Annotated in this window: 16 protein-coding genes and 1 pseudogene; 2 read left to right on the forward strand and 15 right to left on the reverse strand. The window is 39.0% G+C overall.

Features of this window, described 5'->3' with window-relative positions:
* Nucleotides 1-124: 124 nt before the first annotated feature.
* The 7 genes from ACQKKK_RS12400 to ACQKKK_RS12430 form a co-directional block, all read right to left on the reverse strand.
* Entirely contained in the window at nucleotides 125-1,495 is a 1,371-nt protein-coding gene (locus tag ACQKKK_RS12400) for a putrescine aminotransferase (RefSeq protein ID WP_427616454.1), read from the reverse strand.
* A 293-nt stretch (nucleotides 1,496-1,788) separates the two neighbouring features.
* On the reverse strand, nucleotides 1,789-3,894 hold the full coding sequence (locus tag ACQKKK_RS12405) for a sigma 54-interacting transcriptional regulator (protein WP_427616455.1): 2,106 nt from the start codon (nucleotides 3,892-3,894) through the stop codon (nucleotides 1,789-1,791).
* A gap of 424 nt (nucleotides 3,895-4,318) precedes the next feature.
* A complete protein-coding gene (locus ACQKKK_RS12410) occupies nucleotides 4,319-4,594 on the reverse strand; it encodes a hypothetical protein (protein ID WP_427616456.1) in 276 nt (91 codons plus the stop codon).
* 136 nt (nucleotides 4,595-4,730) lie between these two features.
* Nucleotides 4,731-6,068, reverse strand: a complete 1,338-nt coding sequence (locus ACQKKK_RS12415) for an APC family permease (protein WP_427616457.1) — start codon at nucleotides 6,066-6,068, stop codon at nucleotides 4,731-4,733.
* Between the two features lie 397 nt (nucleotides 6,069-6,465).
* On the reverse strand, nucleotides 6,466-7,518 hold the full coding sequence (locus ACQKKK_RS12420) for an NAD(P)H-dependent glycerol-3-phosphate dehydrogenase (RefSeq protein ID WP_427616458.1): 1,053 nt from the start codon (nucleotides 7,516-7,518) through the stop codon (nucleotides 6,466-6,468).
* Between the two features lie 16 nt (nucleotides 7,519-7,534).
* Nucleotides 7,535-8,845, reverse strand: coding sequence for a ribosome biogenesis GTPase Der (gene der, locus ACQKKK_RS12425; protein ID WP_427616459.1), 1,311 nt, complete (start codon nucleotides 8,843-8,845; stop codon nucleotides 7,535-7,537).
* Nucleotides 8,846-9,364: 519 nt separating this feature from the next.
* The gene (locus ACQKKK_RS12430; protein ID WP_427616460.1) at nucleotides 9,365-9,982 is read right to left on the reverse strand and encodes a YphA family membrane protein; all 618 of its coding nucleotides are present in this window, start codon (nucleotides 9,980-9,982) and stop codon (nucleotides 9,365-9,367) included.
* A gap of 131 nt (nucleotides 9,983-10,113) precedes the next feature.
* On the opposite strand from ACQKKK_RS12430, the gene ACQKKK_RS12435 reads away from it, so the two are divergent.
* Nucleotides 10,114-10,245, forward strand: coding sequence for a YpzI family protein (locus ACQKKK_RS12435; protein ID WP_081108853.1), 132 nt, complete (start codon nucleotides 10,114-10,116; stop codon nucleotides 10,243-10,245).
* A 62-nt stretch (nucleotides 10,246-10,307) separates the two neighbouring features.
* On the opposite strand, the gene fni is transcribed toward ACQKKK_RS12435, so the two are convergent.
* From fni to ACQKKK_RS12460, 5 genes are all read right to left on the reverse strand, one after another.
* A complete protein-coding gene (fni, locus tag ACQKKK_RS12440) occupies nucleotides 10,308-11,354 on the reverse strand; it encodes a type 2 isopentenyl-diphosphate Delta-isomerase (protein WP_427616461.1) in 1,047 nt (348 codons plus the stop codon).
* 19 nt (nucleotides 11,355-11,373) lie between these two features.
* A complete protein-coding gene (rpsA, locus tag ACQKKK_RS12445) occupies nucleotides 11,374-12,513 on the reverse strand; it encodes a 30S ribosomal protein S1 (RefSeq protein WP_427616462.1) in 1,140 nt (379 codons plus the stop codon).
* Nucleotides 12,514-12,728: 215 nt separating this feature from the next.
* Entirely contained in the window at nucleotides 12,729-13,310 is a 582-nt protein-coding gene (locus ACQKKK_RS12450) for a lysophospholipid acyltransferase family protein (RefSeq protein ID WP_427616506.1), read from the reverse strand.
* A 2-nt stretch (nucleotides 13,311-13,312) separates the two neighbouring features.
* Nucleotides 13,313-13,987 (reverse strand): (d)CMP kinase, encoded by a 675-nt coding sequence (gene cmk / locus ACQKKK_RS12455; protein WP_427616463.1) that lies wholly within the window; start codon nucleotides 13,985-13,987, stop codon nucleotides 13,313-13,315.
* 192 nt (nucleotides 13,988-14,179) lie between these two features.
* Complete coding sequence (locus ACQKKK_RS12460) at nucleotides 14,180-14,365, reverse strand: DUF5359 family protein (protein WP_427616464.1); 186 nt, start codon at nucleotides 14,363-14,365, stop codon at nucleotides 14,180-14,182.
* A 687-nt stretch (nucleotides 14,366-15,052) separates the two neighbouring features.
* Here ACQKKK_RS12460 and ACQKKK_RS12465 point away from each other — a divergent pair.
* Nucleotides 15,053-15,898: a hypothetical protein gene (locus ACQKKK_RS12465; protein ID WP_427616465.1), complete on the forward strand. Its 846-nt coding sequence runs from the start codon at nucleotides 15,053-15,055 to the stop codon at nucleotides 15,896-15,898.
* A 130-nt stretch (nucleotides 15,899-16,028) separates the two neighbouring features.
* Here ACQKKK_RS12465 and ACQKKK_RS12470 read toward each other — a convergent pair.
* The 3 genes and pseudogenes from ACQKKK_RS12470 to sleB form a co-directional block, all read right to left on the reverse strand.
* Nucleotides 16,029-16,145 (reverse strand): annotated as a pseudogene (locus tag ACQKKK_RS12470) (IS1595-like element ISSpps1 family transposase); the annotation flags it as partial.
* 215 nt (nucleotides 16,146-16,360) lie between these two features.
* Nucleotides 16,361-17,716: a germination protein YpeB gene (ypeB, locus tag ACQKKK_RS12475; RefSeq protein ID WP_427616466.1), complete on the reverse strand. Its 1,356-nt coding sequence runs from the start codon at nucleotides 17,714-17,716 to the stop codon at nucleotides 16,361-16,363.
* 14 nt (nucleotides 17,717-17,730) lie between these two features.
* The gene (gene sleB, locus ACQKKK_RS12480; protein ID WP_427616467.1) at nucleotides 17,731-18,582 is read right to left on the reverse strand and encodes a spore cortex-lytic enzyme; all 852 of its coding nucleotides are present in this window, start codon (nucleotides 18,580-18,582) and stop codon (nucleotides 17,731-17,733) included.
* Nucleotides 18,583-18,634: the final 52 nt, after the last annotated feature.

Below are 18,634 nucleotides of genomic sequence, written 5' to 3' on the forward strand. Positions count from 1 at the left end.
AGCTCGATTTTCACCGAGCTTGTCTACATTCTGAAACCTGCATCAGAATAAATTCTTTACAGGTTTCAGAAATTCCTTTTAGATTGTCAACAGCCCCCTAAGGCTGTTTTTCTACTGCTTTAAATTAAGATTGAAGCGTTGGCAAAACCTCTTTAAACGCTTTTATGACTGTATCCACTTCATCCAAATGTATCGTCAATGACGGCTCAATCCTGATTGTTTTGGAGTTTATTAGCGTACCTGCCACCAAGATGCCTTTATCAAAGAGGGCTTTAGAAAATTCATAACCCACTTCGTCTTTATGGAACTCAATACCAATCATCAATCCTTGTCCGCGAATCTCCAATACCTTATCTTTGTGCTCATTAGCCACTTCCCTTAACCCATTTAAGAAGTATTCACCAACTTCTGCAGCACGCTGCGGTAATTTTTCCTCCAAAAGCACGTCAATCGTAGCAATGGCAGCAGCACATGCGAGTGGATTTCCACCAAATGTCGTAGTGTGCATGAATGGATTGTCGAACCAGCTTTTAAACACTTTCTCATTAGCTACAACGGCCCCTGCAGGCATTACTCCGCCGCCAAATGCTTTCGCTAAACAAATAATGTCCGGAACAACATCATAAAGCTGGGATGCAAACATTTTACCTGTACGTCCCATTCCTGTTTGAACCTCATCCAATATCAATAACGCATCATATTCGTCACATAGTGCCCGAACCTGCTTTAAATAATCTTGCGGAGGGAGGATGACCCCGCCTTCACCCTGGATAGGCTCCAACAGCACAGCAGCTACGTCTTCACCGACCAATGCACAACTTTCAAACGTTTTTCTCATCATATCCACATCACCGAAAGGTACATGACGCACACCTGGTACTAGTGGAATGAACGGTTTTCGGAACATGCCCTTTGCCGTTGCTGATAAGGAACCAAGACTTTTACCATGGAATGATTTTGTCGTGGAAATAATCGTGTATTTGTCACTGTACATTTTAGCTAACTTAAGCGCAGCCTCCACGCTCTCCGTACCGCTATTCGTAAAGAATGAGTATTTTAAATCTCCCGGCGTGATATCAGCTAGGATCTTTGCAAGCATTGCACGCAATGGATCAAGTAAGTCCTGGCTATGAAGGGCTTGTCTTTGCAATTGATCGGTTACGGCCTTTACTACTTTAGGGTTACGATGACCAACATTATAAATACCAAATCCACCTAAACAATCAATATATTTTTTTCCATTAACATCCGTAAAACATGAATCTTGATCAGACCACTCCACCGCAGCGAATTGTGTGTCTTTAGTGACCGTCTTCCGATATTCCAAAAACCCTGGGTTTACATGGTTACGGAAATTCTCGACCGTTTCTTTCGTTACCCATTGGGCATCTTCTTTTGAAATTTCTTTTTGTTCGATTAATTGAAGCACCTTTTTAATATAATCCTGGGTTTCTGATTGGTTCGCTTGAGTTTTACTTTCTACGTTAATTGACATTTTATACTCTCCCTTTTTTTATAACTTTAATGGATGGTTAATTAAGGATGCTTGAATCTTTAATGCTTACCTCCCTTTTTTCTTATACTTACTTACCAAGCAAGAACCGTGCCAAGATAATTAACCGATAAAATCGCATTCTTTTTAATAAACACCTCTAAAACTATGCAAATTTGCATAGTTTTATTTCACTTTGCATAATTATCCTTGGAAAACCGTTAAAAAGCTTACCAAATTCCTTCATAAAAAAAGCCGTTGATAAGTGAACAACATCACTCGTCAACGGCTTTTATTCAATATGCATTTTTTTCAACTCTCTTACTCTGTTCAGCTAAGACTTTTTGATACTTTCTGCTCACTGATGATTGACTTATCCCCAGCGCTTTTGCCGCCTTGGTCGTAGTTTTATACTGTTTCATGGCCAGCATGATCAATTGCTCTTCAACATGATCCTGGGCTTCCTGTAGAGGAAGGATTCTCGTAATGATCGGTTTTGTTTGTTTAAAGTCACTGCCGACCGGAATGAACCTTTGAATAAAGTCGGCATCGATCATCTCTTCATCTGCAGAAACGACCAATCTTTCAATCATATTCTGCAATTCACGAATGTTCCCCGGCCATGTATAGACTTCCAGAATATTTAAGGCGTCGGGGGAAAAATGGTAATTCCGTTGATACCTTTCATTCAGTTTTTGCAGAAAATGAAAGGCTAGCGGCGGTATATCCTCCGGCCTCTCCCTTAAAGGGGGCACATGTATGGGAATGACGTTCAATCGATAGAATAAATCTTCTCTAAACGTCCCCATCTCGACCATTTTTTCCAGTCTTTTATTCGTTGCCGCAACAATTTGAACATCAATGGAGACGGGTGTCGTACTGCCTATCGGGATCACTTCCTGCTCCTGGAGGACTCGCAGCAGCTTGACTTGAAGATGTATAGGCATGTCACCCACTTCATCAAGGAATAAAACACCGTTATTGGCCTGTTGAAAGTATCCTACCTTCCCATTTTTATCCGCTCCTGTAAATGAACCCTTCGTATAACCAAACAATTCACTTTCGAGGAGGTTTTCCGGAATCGCCCCGCAATTTATCTTCAGGAAAGGTTGCTTGGACCGCCTCCCCATTTTATGAATGGCTTCGGCTATCACTTCTTTACCCACTCCCGACTCCCCGTTGATTAATACAGTAGATGAAAAATGAGCGATTTTCTGGACTTGGCTGATTATCTGTTCCATTTTTGGACTGGCAAAAATCAACTCTTTATAAAATTGATCTTGTTTTTTGAATGAGTCCAGTTCTTTCCTCATTTCATTTAGTTCCGATTTCAATTGTGCCGTTTCCGTTATATCCCTTGATGCAATGACTACACGCTCTATATCCCCTTTTTCATTGAATACAGGAGTACCGACGGAAAGGACTTTTTTATTCATTTTCGTATCTTGGACAATCGATACTTTCTTTTTTTGTTCAAGGACTAACCGTGGGACCGAAGGATTAAAAATCCCTCCATCTTCTAATTGCAAGAGATTCTTTCCGATATAATCTTTTAAATCCTTTCCCCAGAAACCTGAGATGATGCTGTCACTATAGCGTAATAGCTCCCCTTTTTGATTGACGACCAGAATTTCATCATAGATATTCGCTAAAATCGCATTCAAGTCTTTATTCGAGCTTTTTATCAAATCTATTTCCATCGCCATTTCCTCAACCATCGGTAAATCCTGAACGATGATGATCAGGCCTTCGACTTCTTTTTCATGATTTAGAATCGGGCTATAATCGACAAGCACACTCATGACATCAGTAATCTCCAGCTGATTAAGAATACTGCTCCCGCTGGCAAAAACGCTATGTATATGCTGCTTATTGAAGATGTTTGCAGCAGGTTCATTAAGGACTTGTTCTGAAAGTTTTTTTATCATTTTCAAGCCTGATTCATTGAAGTTCACGATATTTTTTTCTTTATCAGCCACAAAAATCCCCATAGGAATGGAAGTTAGAATAACATTCAGCAGGTCTAAGTTTTGTTTGCTGTCCTGCTTGAATAATTCAGCTAACACATCTTCCCTTTTTGCGTAACCGGTAAGCAGGCCTTCCTCCGTTTTTATCAGTACGATAGGTTCACCGATAATTTGAAACAGGAGCGGCAAGGAAATGTTAGGATGCAATTTACAAACATTTTCAATCGAGAAAGCATACTGTAAAAGCTGATCGACTGTCGTTATCCTTTCATTTAACGGGAGGTCATCCATGCGGATATAGGCAAACACTTGATTATCCTTCATAAGAAAGAAGAAAGGTTCCTGTATCTCATCAATTTTTTGCTCTGAAAATGTTGGCTGATCAATTGTGATAGATATGAATGGTCTAATTTTATCATCCGGAATAGATAACACAGTTTCACTCTCCTTTTGTAACCTAACCTATATTTTAACACAATTCTGAATTGCAAGATAAAAAAATAAACTTGTTCCGTTTCTTATGCCCAACATTTACCTTTATTCGATCCATAATAAAAGGGTCCTTTATTGGACCATTCAATTTGTAGGCAAAAGGGGTTCCATCTAAATGTTAAAACAAAGTGATCGGAACAGGTGTGCGCGACTCCTGCGGGAAAAGCACTTCCAAGGGAGCCCCCGTTCCAATCAACGTTCTAATTTTACAAACCCTCAAAAAAACTGTAGACAAACTCAATTATTATCGAGTTTGTCTACAGTATGAAGGGGCCTTTATGCCCTTTTTACCTAAAAATCAGGTATACATCTTTTTTTCATTGGACAAAGGGACGTTCACCTTTTCTTATTTAATATGACCATTTGCTTATCCCGATGGAGAAGATTCGCGGATGATCTTTTGTCCCCATCCTCTCCTGGATTTGCTGGCCTGGATCATGCCATTATTACGGCTCCATACCTGCTTGCCATCCATAAAGGTTAATTCGACCCGTGTCTGAAAGATTTGATCTGTTGAAATTGAAATCCTTATCTCCCTATGCAATATAATCCCAGCCTGTACCGATGAACCAATCTTGATCATTATGCACTTCACCATATGCAAGGAGGTGATCGTAAGGACAACATTTGCTCTCGTAGCCATTTTCACCCCCCACAACATTGATAACCGTCACAATAATCAGTAAATTCAACACCCACGCATAAGCCGATACAGAAGGAAATGCTGTAGAGTTAACGATCTTTCCATTTTCCCATCAGGCATATAGAACAGAGTGGATTCACTGGGCTTCTTCAAAATGAAATAGCGGAGCGGATTCCGTAAACCATTTTGTCCGGTACAGAAGGTAACCAATTCCAATTACCGCCCAGACAACCCCTAGAATCAGTGAACTCATATCAAGATTAAGCCACAGAATGAATACTGATGCCCCTCCAATAACCGGGGACAGAATATTTGTAAGAAATCCTTTTATCGTTCGGAAACTTTTGTTTCTTATTGCATGGACGATTACACAAATATTCACGAAAGTAAAAGCAATTAGAGCCCCAAAGTTTATGAGGGAAGCGGCCGTAACCAAATCAAGGAATAAGGCAACCATTGATATGATCCCGACAAAGATGACATTAAAAAATGGCGTATTGTATTTGGGGTGGACAAACCCAAAAAGTTTTTTTGAGATCATTTGGTCACGCCCCATGACATATAACAACCTAGAAACACTAGCATGGGATGCAAGGCCGGATGCAAGGGTACCGGATAAAGTTCCTGCGAGAAAGAAAGCTTGAAATAACTTCCCGCCCACAAAAAGGGCAATTTCCGGGGAAGCCGCCTCAGAATCGCCAAAACGGGAAACATCAGGGAAAAATAACTGTGTAAAGAATGCAGCCGTCACAAATAAAACCCCACCGATCAGGGCAGTCAAAAAGATGGCCCGGGGAATCGTTTTGGATGGATTTGGTGTTTCTTCCGATAATGTAGTGACAGCGTCAAATCCCAGAAACGAAAAACAAAGGATTGTAGCTCCTGTAATGAGTGTGGACATTTCCATATGAGGCCCGATGAATGGCTGAATTGAAAAAACCTCACCTGTTCCTTCTCCACCCATGACCCCTTTGACCACAAGAGCCACAAAAATAATGATGACCAACATTTGAAAAAAAACTAGAAAGCTATTAAAGTTGGCAGCAAAATTAACATTGAATAAGTTAATCACTGTCATTAATAGGACAAATGCCACAACCCATATCCACGGGTATACTTCCGGAAAAAGAGCTGTTAGGTATATTTTTGTTAAAATGGCGTTCACCATCGGTAAAAATAAATAATCAAGCATCGATGACCACCCGACAAGGAAGCCTAAATGTGGATTGATCGTTTTTTGAGTATAAGTATAGGATGAACCTGCCTGCGGATAAATTTTCACCATTTTTCCATAGCTGGCTGCAGTAAATAACATCGCCATAAGAGCAATGACATAAGCTGTTGGCACATGCCCCCCTGTTTCTTCTGAAACTATCCCGAAAGTATCAAAAACAACCATCGGCGTCATATAACCAACACCAAGCAATACGATATGCCATAAGTTTAAAGACCTTTTCAGTTGACCTGTTTGCATGTATCCTTCCCCTTCCTTGTTTATCCTGAAAAGTTAACCAACTTTCCCGGCCTCCTTTATATTTTTTTTGTTATATTACACTTCGCAATTTTCATACCAAAAAAAATAGTCGATATTTAACAAAAAACAAGGAAATAAGTAGAATATTTCATGCAAATTTGAATAATCTATGCAATTATTCATAATCCCTAAAGTTAGCTAAAAGAGAACCGATGATTTTTGCCCATAAAAAAAAGCAGAAGATATCAAGATATCTTCTGCTCATTTGACTAAATCCCCCGTGCCGAGGTCAAATTACTAGTTTACTTTCGTTGCATTGTATGCTGATACACGGCAAGGCGCATCATCGAATGCCTAATTTAATGAAATTCTTTTATTAAAATCAACAAATGCGAAGTTAATCCTGCTGTCTGCTATCCAATATGTTAAAAAGTTCTTCCATTTCGTTCGTTTTTGAACGATTCATTAAAAGGTCAACTGCCTTTTTCACTTCTTCCCCATTGAATAAAACATCATAAAGGGCTTCAGTAATCGGCATATTCACTTCATACTTTTGAGCAAGTTGATAGGCGGCTTTAGTGGTTCTGACACCTTCAACGACCATACCCATGTTTTCCAATACTTCTTCAAGGTTTTGGCCTTTACCAAGCAAATTCCCAGCTCTCCAATTTCTTGAATGAACGCTTGTACAAGTGACGATCAGGTCACCAATCCCAGCTAATCCTGAAAAAGTAAGTGGGTTGGCCCCCATGGCCACCCCTAGGCGGGATATTTCAGCCAATCCTCGTGTTATTAAGGCAGCTTTGGCATTATCACCATAGCCTAACCCATCCGTAATACCGGCAGCTAAGGCAATAATGTTCTTTAATGCCCCTCCGATTTCAACACCAATCAAGTCCGGATTTGTATACACACGAAAACTATTGTTGATAAAGATGTCCTGAACCCTTTCAGCTGCTTTCATATTTTTAGAAGAGACGGCAACTGTTGTCGGGTGACGCAGACTGACTTCTTCTGCATGGCTCGGTCCAGAAAGAACCACTATATCTTTAAGCCAATCCTTCGAAGATACTTCTTCAATCATTTCAGAAATACGAAGCAGGGAATCAGGTTCAATCCCCTTACTCACATGAACGATTGTCAACGGTTTATCATGAGCCTCTTCAATTTGCCTAAGCACTTCCCGAAAAGCTTTGGTCGGAACGGCCAAGATTATTATTTCAATCCCGTTCAACGCTTCTTCAATGGATGAATATCCTTTAATCCCCAAAGGCAATTCAATCCCCGGCAAGTATTTTTCATTCGTATGATTTTGATTTATTTCATCAATTTGTTTCTGATTATGTCCCCATAATCTCACTTCATGCTGGTTATCAGCTAATACCATCGCTAAAGCAGTTCCCCAGCTCCCTGCACCAATCACAGCGATACTTTCTTTTGTTTTCATCATTGTATAACCACCTTTACTATTTCCTTTGGCGTCCAAAAATTCGTATCGGTGTTCCTTCAAAACCAAAGGCATCCCTAATTCGATTTTCTAAAAATCTCTCATATGAGAAATGCAATAACTCCGGATCGTTAACAAATACAACGAAAGTAGGCGGCTTGATCGCAACCTGAGTCGTATAATAGATTTTCAAACGGTTGCCATTATGAGTCGGTGTCGGATTCATCGCCACGGCATCCATGACCACTTCATTCAATACATTTGTCTGAACACGGATAGCATGATTCTCACTAGCCTGATCGATGACTGGTATTAAGGTATGTGTCCTTTTTTTAGTTAAGGCAGAAAGATAGATGATTGGCGCATAATCCAAGAATAGGAAATGGGCACGGATCTTTTCTTCAAAATCCTTCATCGTTTTTTCATCTTTCTCGATGGCATCCCATTTATTGACCACGATGATGATCGCTCTACCCGCTTCATGGGCATATCCGGCAATTTTTTTATCCTGCTCACGAATACCTTCTTCAGCGTTCAGGACCACAAGAACAACGTCTGAACGTTCAATTGCCCTTAATGCACGAAGAACGCTATATTTTTCCGTACTTTCATACACTTTCCCTTTTTTCCGCATCCCAGCAGTATCAATAATGACATATTCTTTACCATTATATTTATATGGGGAGTCAATCGCGTCGCGAGTCGTTCCTTCAATTTCACTTACAATGACACGGTCTTCACCTAACAATGCATTGACCAGTGAAGATTTACCTACATTCGGTCTCCCAATCAAACTGAATTTAATGACATCATCAGCATAATCCTGGCCGCTGAATTTAGGGAAGTGCTTGGCCGCTTCATCCAGTAGGTCACCAAGACCAAGTCCATGAGACCCGGAGATCGGGAATGGATCGCCAAAACCTAACGCATAGAAATCATAGATTTGATCTCTCATTTCTGGGTTATCGACTTTATTTACCGCAAGGACAACTGGCTTTCTCGATTTAAAGAGAATCTTAGCGACCTCTTCATCAGCAGCCGTTACCCCTTCACGACCATTCGTCATAAAAATTATCACATCGGCTTCGTCGATGGCAATTTCAGCCTGCTGGCGAATTTGTTCTAGGAACGGCTCATCACCGATATCAATTCCACCTGTATCAATAATGTTAAAATCATGTGTCAACCATTCACCTGAACTATATATCCTGTCCCGTGTTACTCCAGGAACGTCTTCGACAATCGAAACCCGTTCTCCCACTATTCTATTAAAGATTGTCGATTTTCCCACGTTCGGACGACCGACTATCGCAATTACCGGTTTTGGCATTGCTATTCACCCTTTCTGCTACTATATCTCTGTCAAAGTCACGAAATTCATGAATGCATTTATTACGGTTGCTTTTTGCATTATTGATTTTCATTATTTCCTTTTAAAGGAAAAGGCTGTATTCATCCTCATATAAAGGAAACTTCCATCAGTAAGAGAATTCCCTTCTGATGTTCAGTTAAACGTATCAAGTATTTACAGGCAGTTTGTCCGCTTTACTCCCCAGTTCCTCAGGTGAAGTGAAGCTGAAGCCTCAGCATGCTAAAACGTGATTATAAACAGCCCAAAAAAATGAAGAAAGCTTTCGGCATACTGCTTCCTTTTTAATTGTTTAGAGCATTTTACGATTTATCTACAGACCTCTAACTATCCTATAGTAACAAATTTCTCGCCAATCAACAATGATTGTATGCATAAAAGCCTTCCACTTCCAATTGATTCCACTTAAACTGCAGCCTTTTGGATAAAAACGGATAACACCCCATACCTTTTTTCCTTAATCTTTCCCAATACTCCTCATTAATTAAAATTCTCTTTTCTTTGTTTTGATAACAATCTAGATTGGGATGATGAATAAATGTATTGGCCAACAAGCTCCAACATTCTCCACATGATGTTCGTGCCCAATATCAGCACTGCATTATCATGCCATTCGTATGCAAGGGCCACATAAGACAAAGAGTGATAAACAAGCAATCCAGAATATATGATATCACCCATTATCAAACCGATTAAAAGGACGAACAATCGATGTTTCCAATTTTTAAAAAGTAATAGGATAAGATAATTCAGGAAAATACACAAAAGATAAGAGGGTTTCATGATGAGCCATATCGGATCAAGTAAAGAAAAAAGTTGAAAACTGGCATAGGCGAGAGTGATAATAAAACTTCCGCAGATCAGTTCCATCACCTTGATGATTGATTGTTTCCTAATATACACACACAGTATAAAGAAAAGATATAGACCGCTCAAATGCATGGAAAATAAGGAAACCTCCAGTTTATACCCTGTTAATATCATTACGGCTAATAGATGAAAAAGAAAATCAAAACGAAATGGAACCGTTTTTGGAATAAAATACATGACAATGACCCAAACTATCCATGACATCCAATAAAACAAAATTCCATCCATGCAGCATCCCCCTTTTAGGAACATTATGGCTTGTTTATTCAAAGAATAAACGTAAAGCCCGGGATTTAAATGAGGAGCTGCGATATTTATACATAAACGTCCCCCTATTATTTTAAAAAGGAGGTGTAAACATGGGCAAAGATCGACAAGAAAAGAAATTGAAAGAAAGTAAACGGGTGGAGTCCGATAGGGACCAATCCTTGGGTCATAAAGGGGCAACAAGAATGGAAAGTCCTGAAGAGGCACGAAAAAGGAATAGCTAAGTTATCCTGAACAAAAAGAAGCATATCAATCATTTCAATTGAGATGCTTCTTTTTGTGGAATTCATTTAGCATATGCCGAACAATTAATGCCTCTTTGAGATAACCAATGATAGGTGTTGCCTTTGATGACTATTTTCGCGTTCCTTAATTCTGGGATTTTACCGCACCCGAGTGCAGTCATGATGATCTTTAAATCTTCATGTATGTAGTTTATTTCTTTAATCAATTGTACTAGGCCCAACTCTTTATGCAGCTTGAGGAAATGTCCGGCTAGCCCGACACCTTTCGCTCCTAAGGCCAGGCTTTTTGTGATTTCCAAAGGGCTTTGAATGCCACCCGACCCAATGACTGAAAGCTGGGGTGAAACATTAACGGCTTCGACTATCGAGGCAGCTGTCGGTATGCCCCATTCATTAAAATATCCGAGTATTTTCGCTCGTCTTTCATTTTCGATTTTAGCAAAATTCGTACCGCCAAACCCGCCTACATCAATGATCGATACACCAACGGAATGTAATTGCTGCACCGTTTCCTTACTCATCCCAAATCCAACCTCTTTTACGATGACAGGAATTCCGATACTTCTGTTGATTTTCTCTATTCTCGAAAGGGTACCCGCAAAATTCCTATCCCCTTCAGGCATCGTCAATTCCTGAATGACGTTGAGGTGAATCTGCAGGGCATTGGCTCCGATCATATCGCTGGCTCGCTTTGCCTGTTCGACTGTTGCTTCACCGCCAAGATTACCAATCAGCACCCCATCAGGATTTTCCTGTCTCACCACTTTAAAGGAAGCTTGCTGGCTAGAATCCTTGATGGCTGCCATTTGTGATCCAACCGCCATAGCGATTCCTGTTTCCCGGGCAGCAATGGCAAGGTCACCATTCAATTTTTCAGTTTCAAGGCCTCCGCCTCCGGTCATGGCATTTATAAAAATTGGCGAACTTAATTCAAGTCCGCCAATTTCTGCTGATAGGTTCACATTATTCAAGGAAATCCCTGGTAAGCTTTGGTGAATAAACGATATATCCTCTAGCCCGGTTTTATGCTGCTGACCTGTTTTTAATGCAAATTCTATATGATCTAATTTTCGTTGTTCTCTCTCCAAGGCCATCACCATTATTATCTTATTTTAGTTTTTTCAATTGATCACCGATCATTTCACCTAGCTGAAAGCCCTTCGATTCTTCAGGAAGCTCATAATCCGATGTGTTGTAATTGGATTGAGGTTCTTCAAGTTCTTTAATGCTCAATGATAGTCGTTGATCCGTTTCATTGACATCCAGGACCTTCACTTCGACAGGCTGGCCTTCTTTAAGTATTTCTTGTGGTGTTGCGATATGCTTGTGCGAGATCTGTGAAATATGGACAAGACCTTCTACCCCTGGGAAAATCTCAACGAATGCACCGAAAGAAACAAGGCGTTTAACGATACCATCTTGTGTAGAGCCCTTTGCCGCTTTTTCTGCAATTCCTGCCCATGGTCCCGGAAGAGTATCCTTGATGGAAAGTGAAATCCTTTCATTATCACGATCAATGGATAGGACTTTCACCTGCACCTTATCCCCTTCGGAAACAACATCGGATGCCTTTTCGACATGCTGATGGGAAAGCTGGGAAATGTGGACAAGACCGTCTACTCCGCCAATATCCACGAATGCACCAAAATCGGTAATCCTTTGGACCACACCTTCAAGCACTTGCCCGCTTTCGATCTTATTCAAAACGGTTGCTTTTTGTTTTTCCTTTTGGTCTTGGACGACTGCCCGATGTGAGAGGATTAAGCGATTCTTGTCTTTCTCAAGCTCAACGATCTTGAATGTTAAAGTTTTGTTTTTGTAATCAGAAAAGTCTTCAACGAAATAGTCTTCTACTAGAGAAGCTGGAACAAAACCACGTACGCCTAGATCTACAACAAGCCCGCCTTTGACGACATCTTTAACTTCAGCCTCAAATACGTCTCCGTTTTCAAATTTCAATTCCAGGTCATCCCATGCTTTCAGAGCGTCAATCTTACGTTTAGATAGAATGAGAGCTTCTTCTTCTACTTTAATGATTTCCAGCTCCAATACATCACCTACCGAAACGGCATCTGACGCCTTTTCGACATGAAGGCTCGATAGCTCACTGATAGGAATGATTCCATCTGTCTTGCTGTTTTCACAATCGACAATGACCTGTTTTTCTTCTACCTTTGAAACGGTACCTTTAACTTGATCCCCAACTTTGTAATTGTTCACTTCTACCTGGTTCATATCTTCTGTCATTACTAACTCCTCCTTAACCCATGACTGATCAGCAAACTTCCTCTTCATCGGCCACATATTTTATTTAAAGTGGTTCAATAAAAACACTTTCCTAATAAAGATAAAAACAGTTTTTTTTAGAGTAATAAGGTTATATTCCTTTTTATCCCCAATAAGGAACAATACCCTTATTTTATAAATTCTAACAAAATCAGATAATTGTCAAGTATCAAGAACTATTTATGCTCGGAAATCAATTTCCCAATTTGTTCCATGATGATTTTAGTAGCTTCATCAGCTGATATTTTCCGTTCCCGATATTCGGTGAAATTTATTGGAGGACCGTAAACCACCTTCAAAGGACGCAAAAATTTATATGGGCCGATTATCGCACATGGTATGATCACGGCATCAGATCGCAGTGCGAAAAATCCGGCACCAGCCAAACCTTCTCCCAATTCACCTGTCTTACTCCTGGTTCCCTCGGGAAACAGCCCAATAGCCTTGCCCTCTTTCAATAGCTTTAAACCTTTTCTAAGGGATTCCCGATCGCTATTGCCCCGCTTCACGGGAAAAGCATTCACTCTTGGTAATATCCCCTTTAAAACAGGTGCGTGAAACAACTCTTCTTTCGCCATGAAATGAATATCCCTTGGAGAAGTTATGCCAACTATGGGTGGATCCAAATTATCAATATGATTGGCACAGATTAATACTCCGCCCTCTTTAGGGAAATGTTCCTTTCCGAGCGTTTTAACCCTATATGATGGCATTAAAACGCCTTTTACTACGTTCTTGGCAAATGTGTAAAAATCCAATGTCATCTTTTCCTCTCTTCTATTAAAGACATGATACTTTCTGCCACTTCTTGAATCGATAATGAAGTCGTATCAATTTCGATGGCATCCATTGCCTTTTTCAGGGGCGATACCTCACGTTCCGAGTCCAGCTTGTCCCTTGTTGCAATTTCTTCCCTTAACTTTTCGATATCGGATGGGAAACCTTTCAATATGTTTTCCTGATGTCTCCGCTGTGCCCTTTCATCTACAGAGGCGACTAGAAATACTTTTACTTCGGCGTTGGGCAGAACGTGCGTACCGATATCCCTGCCATCCATGACAACTCCGCCATTTTCCCCAAATATTTGCTGCCTGCGAACCATTTCTTCCCGGATGCTCCGGTGCTTTGCCACCTCCGAAACAGAACCAGTCACTTCATTGTTTCTGATTTGGGCTGTCACGTCCACATTATCCACGAACACCAACTGCCCATTTTCACTTGGTCTTAATTCGATATCTGTATTGATGAGAACTTCGGATAATGCCTGTTCATCATTCAGTCGAATCTGTTGGTTAATGGCCTTATAGGTAAGGGCCCTGTACATTGCACCTGTATCCACATATATGTAATTGAACTTTTCTGCAACAATTTTAGCAACCGTGCTTTTTCCAGCAGCAGCTGGTCCATCGATTGCAACTGATAATTTTTTTTCCATAAATCCTCCCAAGAATCTCTACAATCATGCTGATTATTTAGTACCCTTATATTTTATCACATCTAGCGGGAAAATCATTAATAAAAGGGAAGTGTACGTTCAAAATCACCTTAGTTCATCTCTAGATCATACATCTATCAATCATTTCCCTTTACCCGAAAATCTTCATACAAAAAAAGCGGATCACCGCTTTTACTTTGAGGTCCCATTGAATGTTTCAATGATTTTCGTATAATTATTGCTAGTTACACCTTCATACCTCGAAAGCTTGGTCAAATCAAAGATTTGATCCTCCCTGCTCAAAAGGAACTGGAAAAAAAATAAGCAGGCCAATTGGATGATGATCAATTTAATTAATAGTCTTTCAAATGTTTTCATAAGCCGCACCTTCCATACTGTTTATATTAGCAGTATGGATGGAATAGCTGTTTTTCATTCAATCATGTCAAACTTACAAGCCTTTTTTCTTTAAATCGGCCTGCTCTTCAAAAATGAATCTCATTAGTGTCTGTACTACATTTTTAGTCGGTTCAATAAATTGGACGTACAGTAGCATATTTCTATGCTCTTTCTCCGTTACACGAATGTCTTTACTTTTGGCTATGTTAAAGGAAAAGGTTGATTTATCGTAAAATGGTATGGTAACACCTTCCCTGCTTCAGATTAAATAATTTTCACCTAAACTGGATATTTTTATTTAAATGAGAATAAGTTTGTGAAGGTTTACACTTAACTAACGCAACAGTTTAGTTCAATAAGAACAATGAATTTTTGATAATTTCTACTGAGAAATTACTAAATAATGGAACCTTAATTCGTTTCAAACGTATTAAAGTAAAGCGAAAGATTAGTTGAAGAAAAAATTATTACAATCTTAGGGTGGTGTTTGTAATAAAAAAAATATCTGTCCCAATTTTAATTGTGTTGCACCTAAGTTTTATGGGGGGAAGTTACTTTATCCTACGTATAAATAATATTAGCTACGTCATAGTTATTTTATTAACGTTAGCATTAATAATTCTACCTCCAACAAGCATCTATTGGTTATTGATACGTCCGAGGTCAATGCCGAAATTGTTAGTATATCTTTCTTTTATTGTGTGTTTGGGTGTTTCCTATTTAATAATCCCTTCTTCGCAAAAGGAATTCTTTAATCAGATTTTGATTTGGCTTATACCTGTTTTGGAAGTTAGTATCGTAATTGTAGTTTTGTATAATATTATTAAAAGCATTATCCGATATAAGAGAAATAATAAAAATCAAGAAAATGATTTTCTTGAAATAGCGAGAATATCACTTGAACCCAAACTGGGAAATGGTTTTGTTTTAGGAGCGGTTTTAACAGAACTAAGTGTTTTCTATTACTCCATAATAGGGTTGTTCAGAAAGCGAACCTTGAATGAAAATAAAAAAATCTATTCTTATCATAAGACTTCACAGATAAAGACTATTGTCATCTTATTTTCAATCCTAATTACATTGGAAGGAATATTATTTCATTTTCTTATCCAGTTATGGAGTGACGTTGCTGCGTGGATTTTTACGGTACTAAATATTTACGCTTTGCTTTATATGATAGGACTATATAATTCTGTAAGATTACTTCCTCATTTAATTTATTTTGATAAGCTCATTATTCGCCTTGGATATCAGAGCAGTATTGAATTGGATATTAGAAATATAGAAAGTATACAAATTGCAAAAAAACAAGGTGGAATTGGGGAGAAAATACCTAAAGAAACGTACTATGCAATGTTGAATATGGACTCTCCACAGTATGAAATCCTTTTAAAAGAACCTGCTTTCATGAGAAGTTCATATGGTAGAAAAAAATATGTTCAAACTGTTGTTTTTAGGGCTGACGAACCTATAAAAATGGTTGAAGAGATTAATTCAAATATTAAGTCTTAAAGTAATGGATAAAAAAATTGTTCAACTAACGGGTGCTTTAGTAAAAAACAGACATCAAAATACAATGAGCTTGGAGATAGATTTTCCAGCTCATTTTTTATTTCCTATAATAAACGAATAGACTTGGTATTTAGAATGCAAAGTCTCTCAGTCTTAACTTATCTGCTGTTTCCCAAGTTCCATACTTTGTAGAAACACCATTAAAACGACTCATCCATTTCTTTAAACGGGAGTGGTAATTAGAAAGCCATAAAGGACGAAGAGTTATTCCGAATCGCAAACCACGATATTCAACATCGTTGTCCACGGTCTTTATGATAGCCAGTAATGAAGGAAACAACATAATATCACCAATGCATTTTCCCATATAATTCAAAAAACTTATATTTTATAATGTCATGAAATAAAAAAAGGGAAAGTGGCTGGGCACATTTCCCTACATGAATGAATCATCCTGACAGTTTAAATTAAATTTTCGTATACCGGTTCGGAATTCTTTAATTTTTCCACCTTTTCTTCTTGACCAGTATCTGCATTAATGAAAATACGGTAGGTATCCTCTTTTATCGTGCCGAGAAATTCATAACAAAGTACTTCTTCACCAATATCATTGATGATTAACGCCTTTCCTTCATCCATTATTTTCACATTCAAGTTGATTTTTTCCTTAGCTTCTTTCTCGGATATTTTCGGATTTCCTATTTCCCTGGTTTTATGTGATTTTAAATACTCGTCAGCTGAAAATCCTATAACGGATCCGTCATCCAATGCGATTTTGACCTTGACTGAATCAGGATAAATCTTGACTCCCTTTTCAGATGATACAAAATTAAGTAAAGCGATATTATCGTACTGAGCACTTTCAAATAATTCAAGTGAACTGAAATCATGTTCCTTTAAAAAATCAACGGCTTTATTATTGGCTTGATTCAAATCAATATTTGTTTTGTTCACATCTCTATTATTGATATACCAAATAGGGTAACCGCCTTTTTTTGTCAAATCCATATTCAATTCGGTATCGGTGTCCTTATCGAGGATGCTTACACTATAAAATCCATAATCGGAACCTTTGCCGTTTTCTTCAACATTCACCTTCAAATTTTTGCCTTTTGAATGGGCATAGCTTTTTGCTGTCGCAATCGCCTCTTGTTTTGTAATGGTTGCACCTTGCAAATTTTTGAAGTTTTCATCCCTCTGTTGTGCAGTAGTAAAAGTCGGATTCATCTCATTTGCTTGCCCATATCCCGAAACTTTTTTCTCTACAGTTTTTAATCCGTCGATGATCGTGTTATCCGAATTTTCTTTTCCAGATGCAAGAGCCATTTCGACATCCATCCATCTTAAATTGTTTTTTAGGACTAGATACTGCACTTTTCTTAACTCGTCCTGGATGTCCCCTGCCTGGGTGTACAAGGATTGCAAAGTCGAATATTCCTGATCATTCAATGGTTCTTTTTCAAGGTCACGTACAGCTGTTTTATAACTGAATTCCGCAATTTTTGATAAAAATTCTTCTGTCTTATTAAAAGGAAGCAAGGTCAATGGCAATTGCCCTACATCACTTTGGGCTTCGGAAGTGATACGCCAAACATCTGTTAAAGCTGGGCTTAATGAATGTCTTGAATTCATCGCCAAAGTACCGCCGACCTTATCGTGCAATAAATCTACTTGGTAACTTAAATCATGAAAGGCTCGTTGATACGTATTTTCCGCGTTGATTAATATAGCATTTTTTTCCTTATGTTCTTGATAGCCCCAGAATGCAGTTCCTGCAACAACTACAACAAGCAGGGCAATCACAATATTCCTGATCATTTTCCTTCACCTCTTTACTTACAAAAGATATGTTTTCCGATTCTTTTAATTTGTTCTCTTGTCCAGATCCATTTACTTGTTGCCGTATCGGGATTAAAGTAATATTCTGCATTACCGCTTGGATCCCAACCATTGATGGCATCCACCACGGCTTCTTTCGCCCTTTCGTTTGGAGTCAGCCAAATCTGTCCATCCGCAACAGCCGTGAAGGCCCCAGGTTCAAAAATTACTCCAGAAATCGTATTCGGGAAAGCTGCACTTTCCACCCTATTCAGTATTACTGCTGCAACGGCAACCTGACCTGTATATGGCTCCCCTCGTGCCTCTCCATAAACGGCATTGGCCATCAACTGTATATCGTTTTGAGAATATCCTCCTGGAAGATTGGCTGATGTCGCCGTTTTGGAAGGGGCTTTTCCGGAAGGGGCATTGCCTTTACCTGACTTGGATCCATTTGCATTTGCTTTCACTTTCACCTGTTTTTCAATGGGGACACCCCCATAATAGGTGAACTCGTTCCCTTTATTGATCTGCTCATGAACCCATGCTTTATTGAAATTAGACGCATTCACCAACTTCTGTTTTGTTGTAGTACCTGCTAAACCATCGATAGGAAGCCCGAAATCTTGTTGAAAGTTTCGAAGTGCCCAATAAGTGCCCCATCCATAGGCTCCATCAATCTTTCCATTATAGTAACCAATGTTTTGTAATCGTGCCTGAAGTTCAATTACATCATCACCAACCGCACCTTTTTGAATGACTTGGTTCGAAAAGGCATTTGTTCTTGTTTCCGGGTAAATTCCGAAACAAATAGTTATACACGAAAACAGCAAAAGCCATTTCCATTTTGACGAAATTCCTTTCATCAAAAACACTCCTCTTTTTCTTGAATTAATGTAATACTATTTTCTTCTTAAC

This window comes from Peribacillus sp. NPDC006672 (assembly GCF_050274955.1).
GTDB lineage: Bacteria > Bacillota > Bacilli > Bacillales > DSM-1321 > Peribacillus.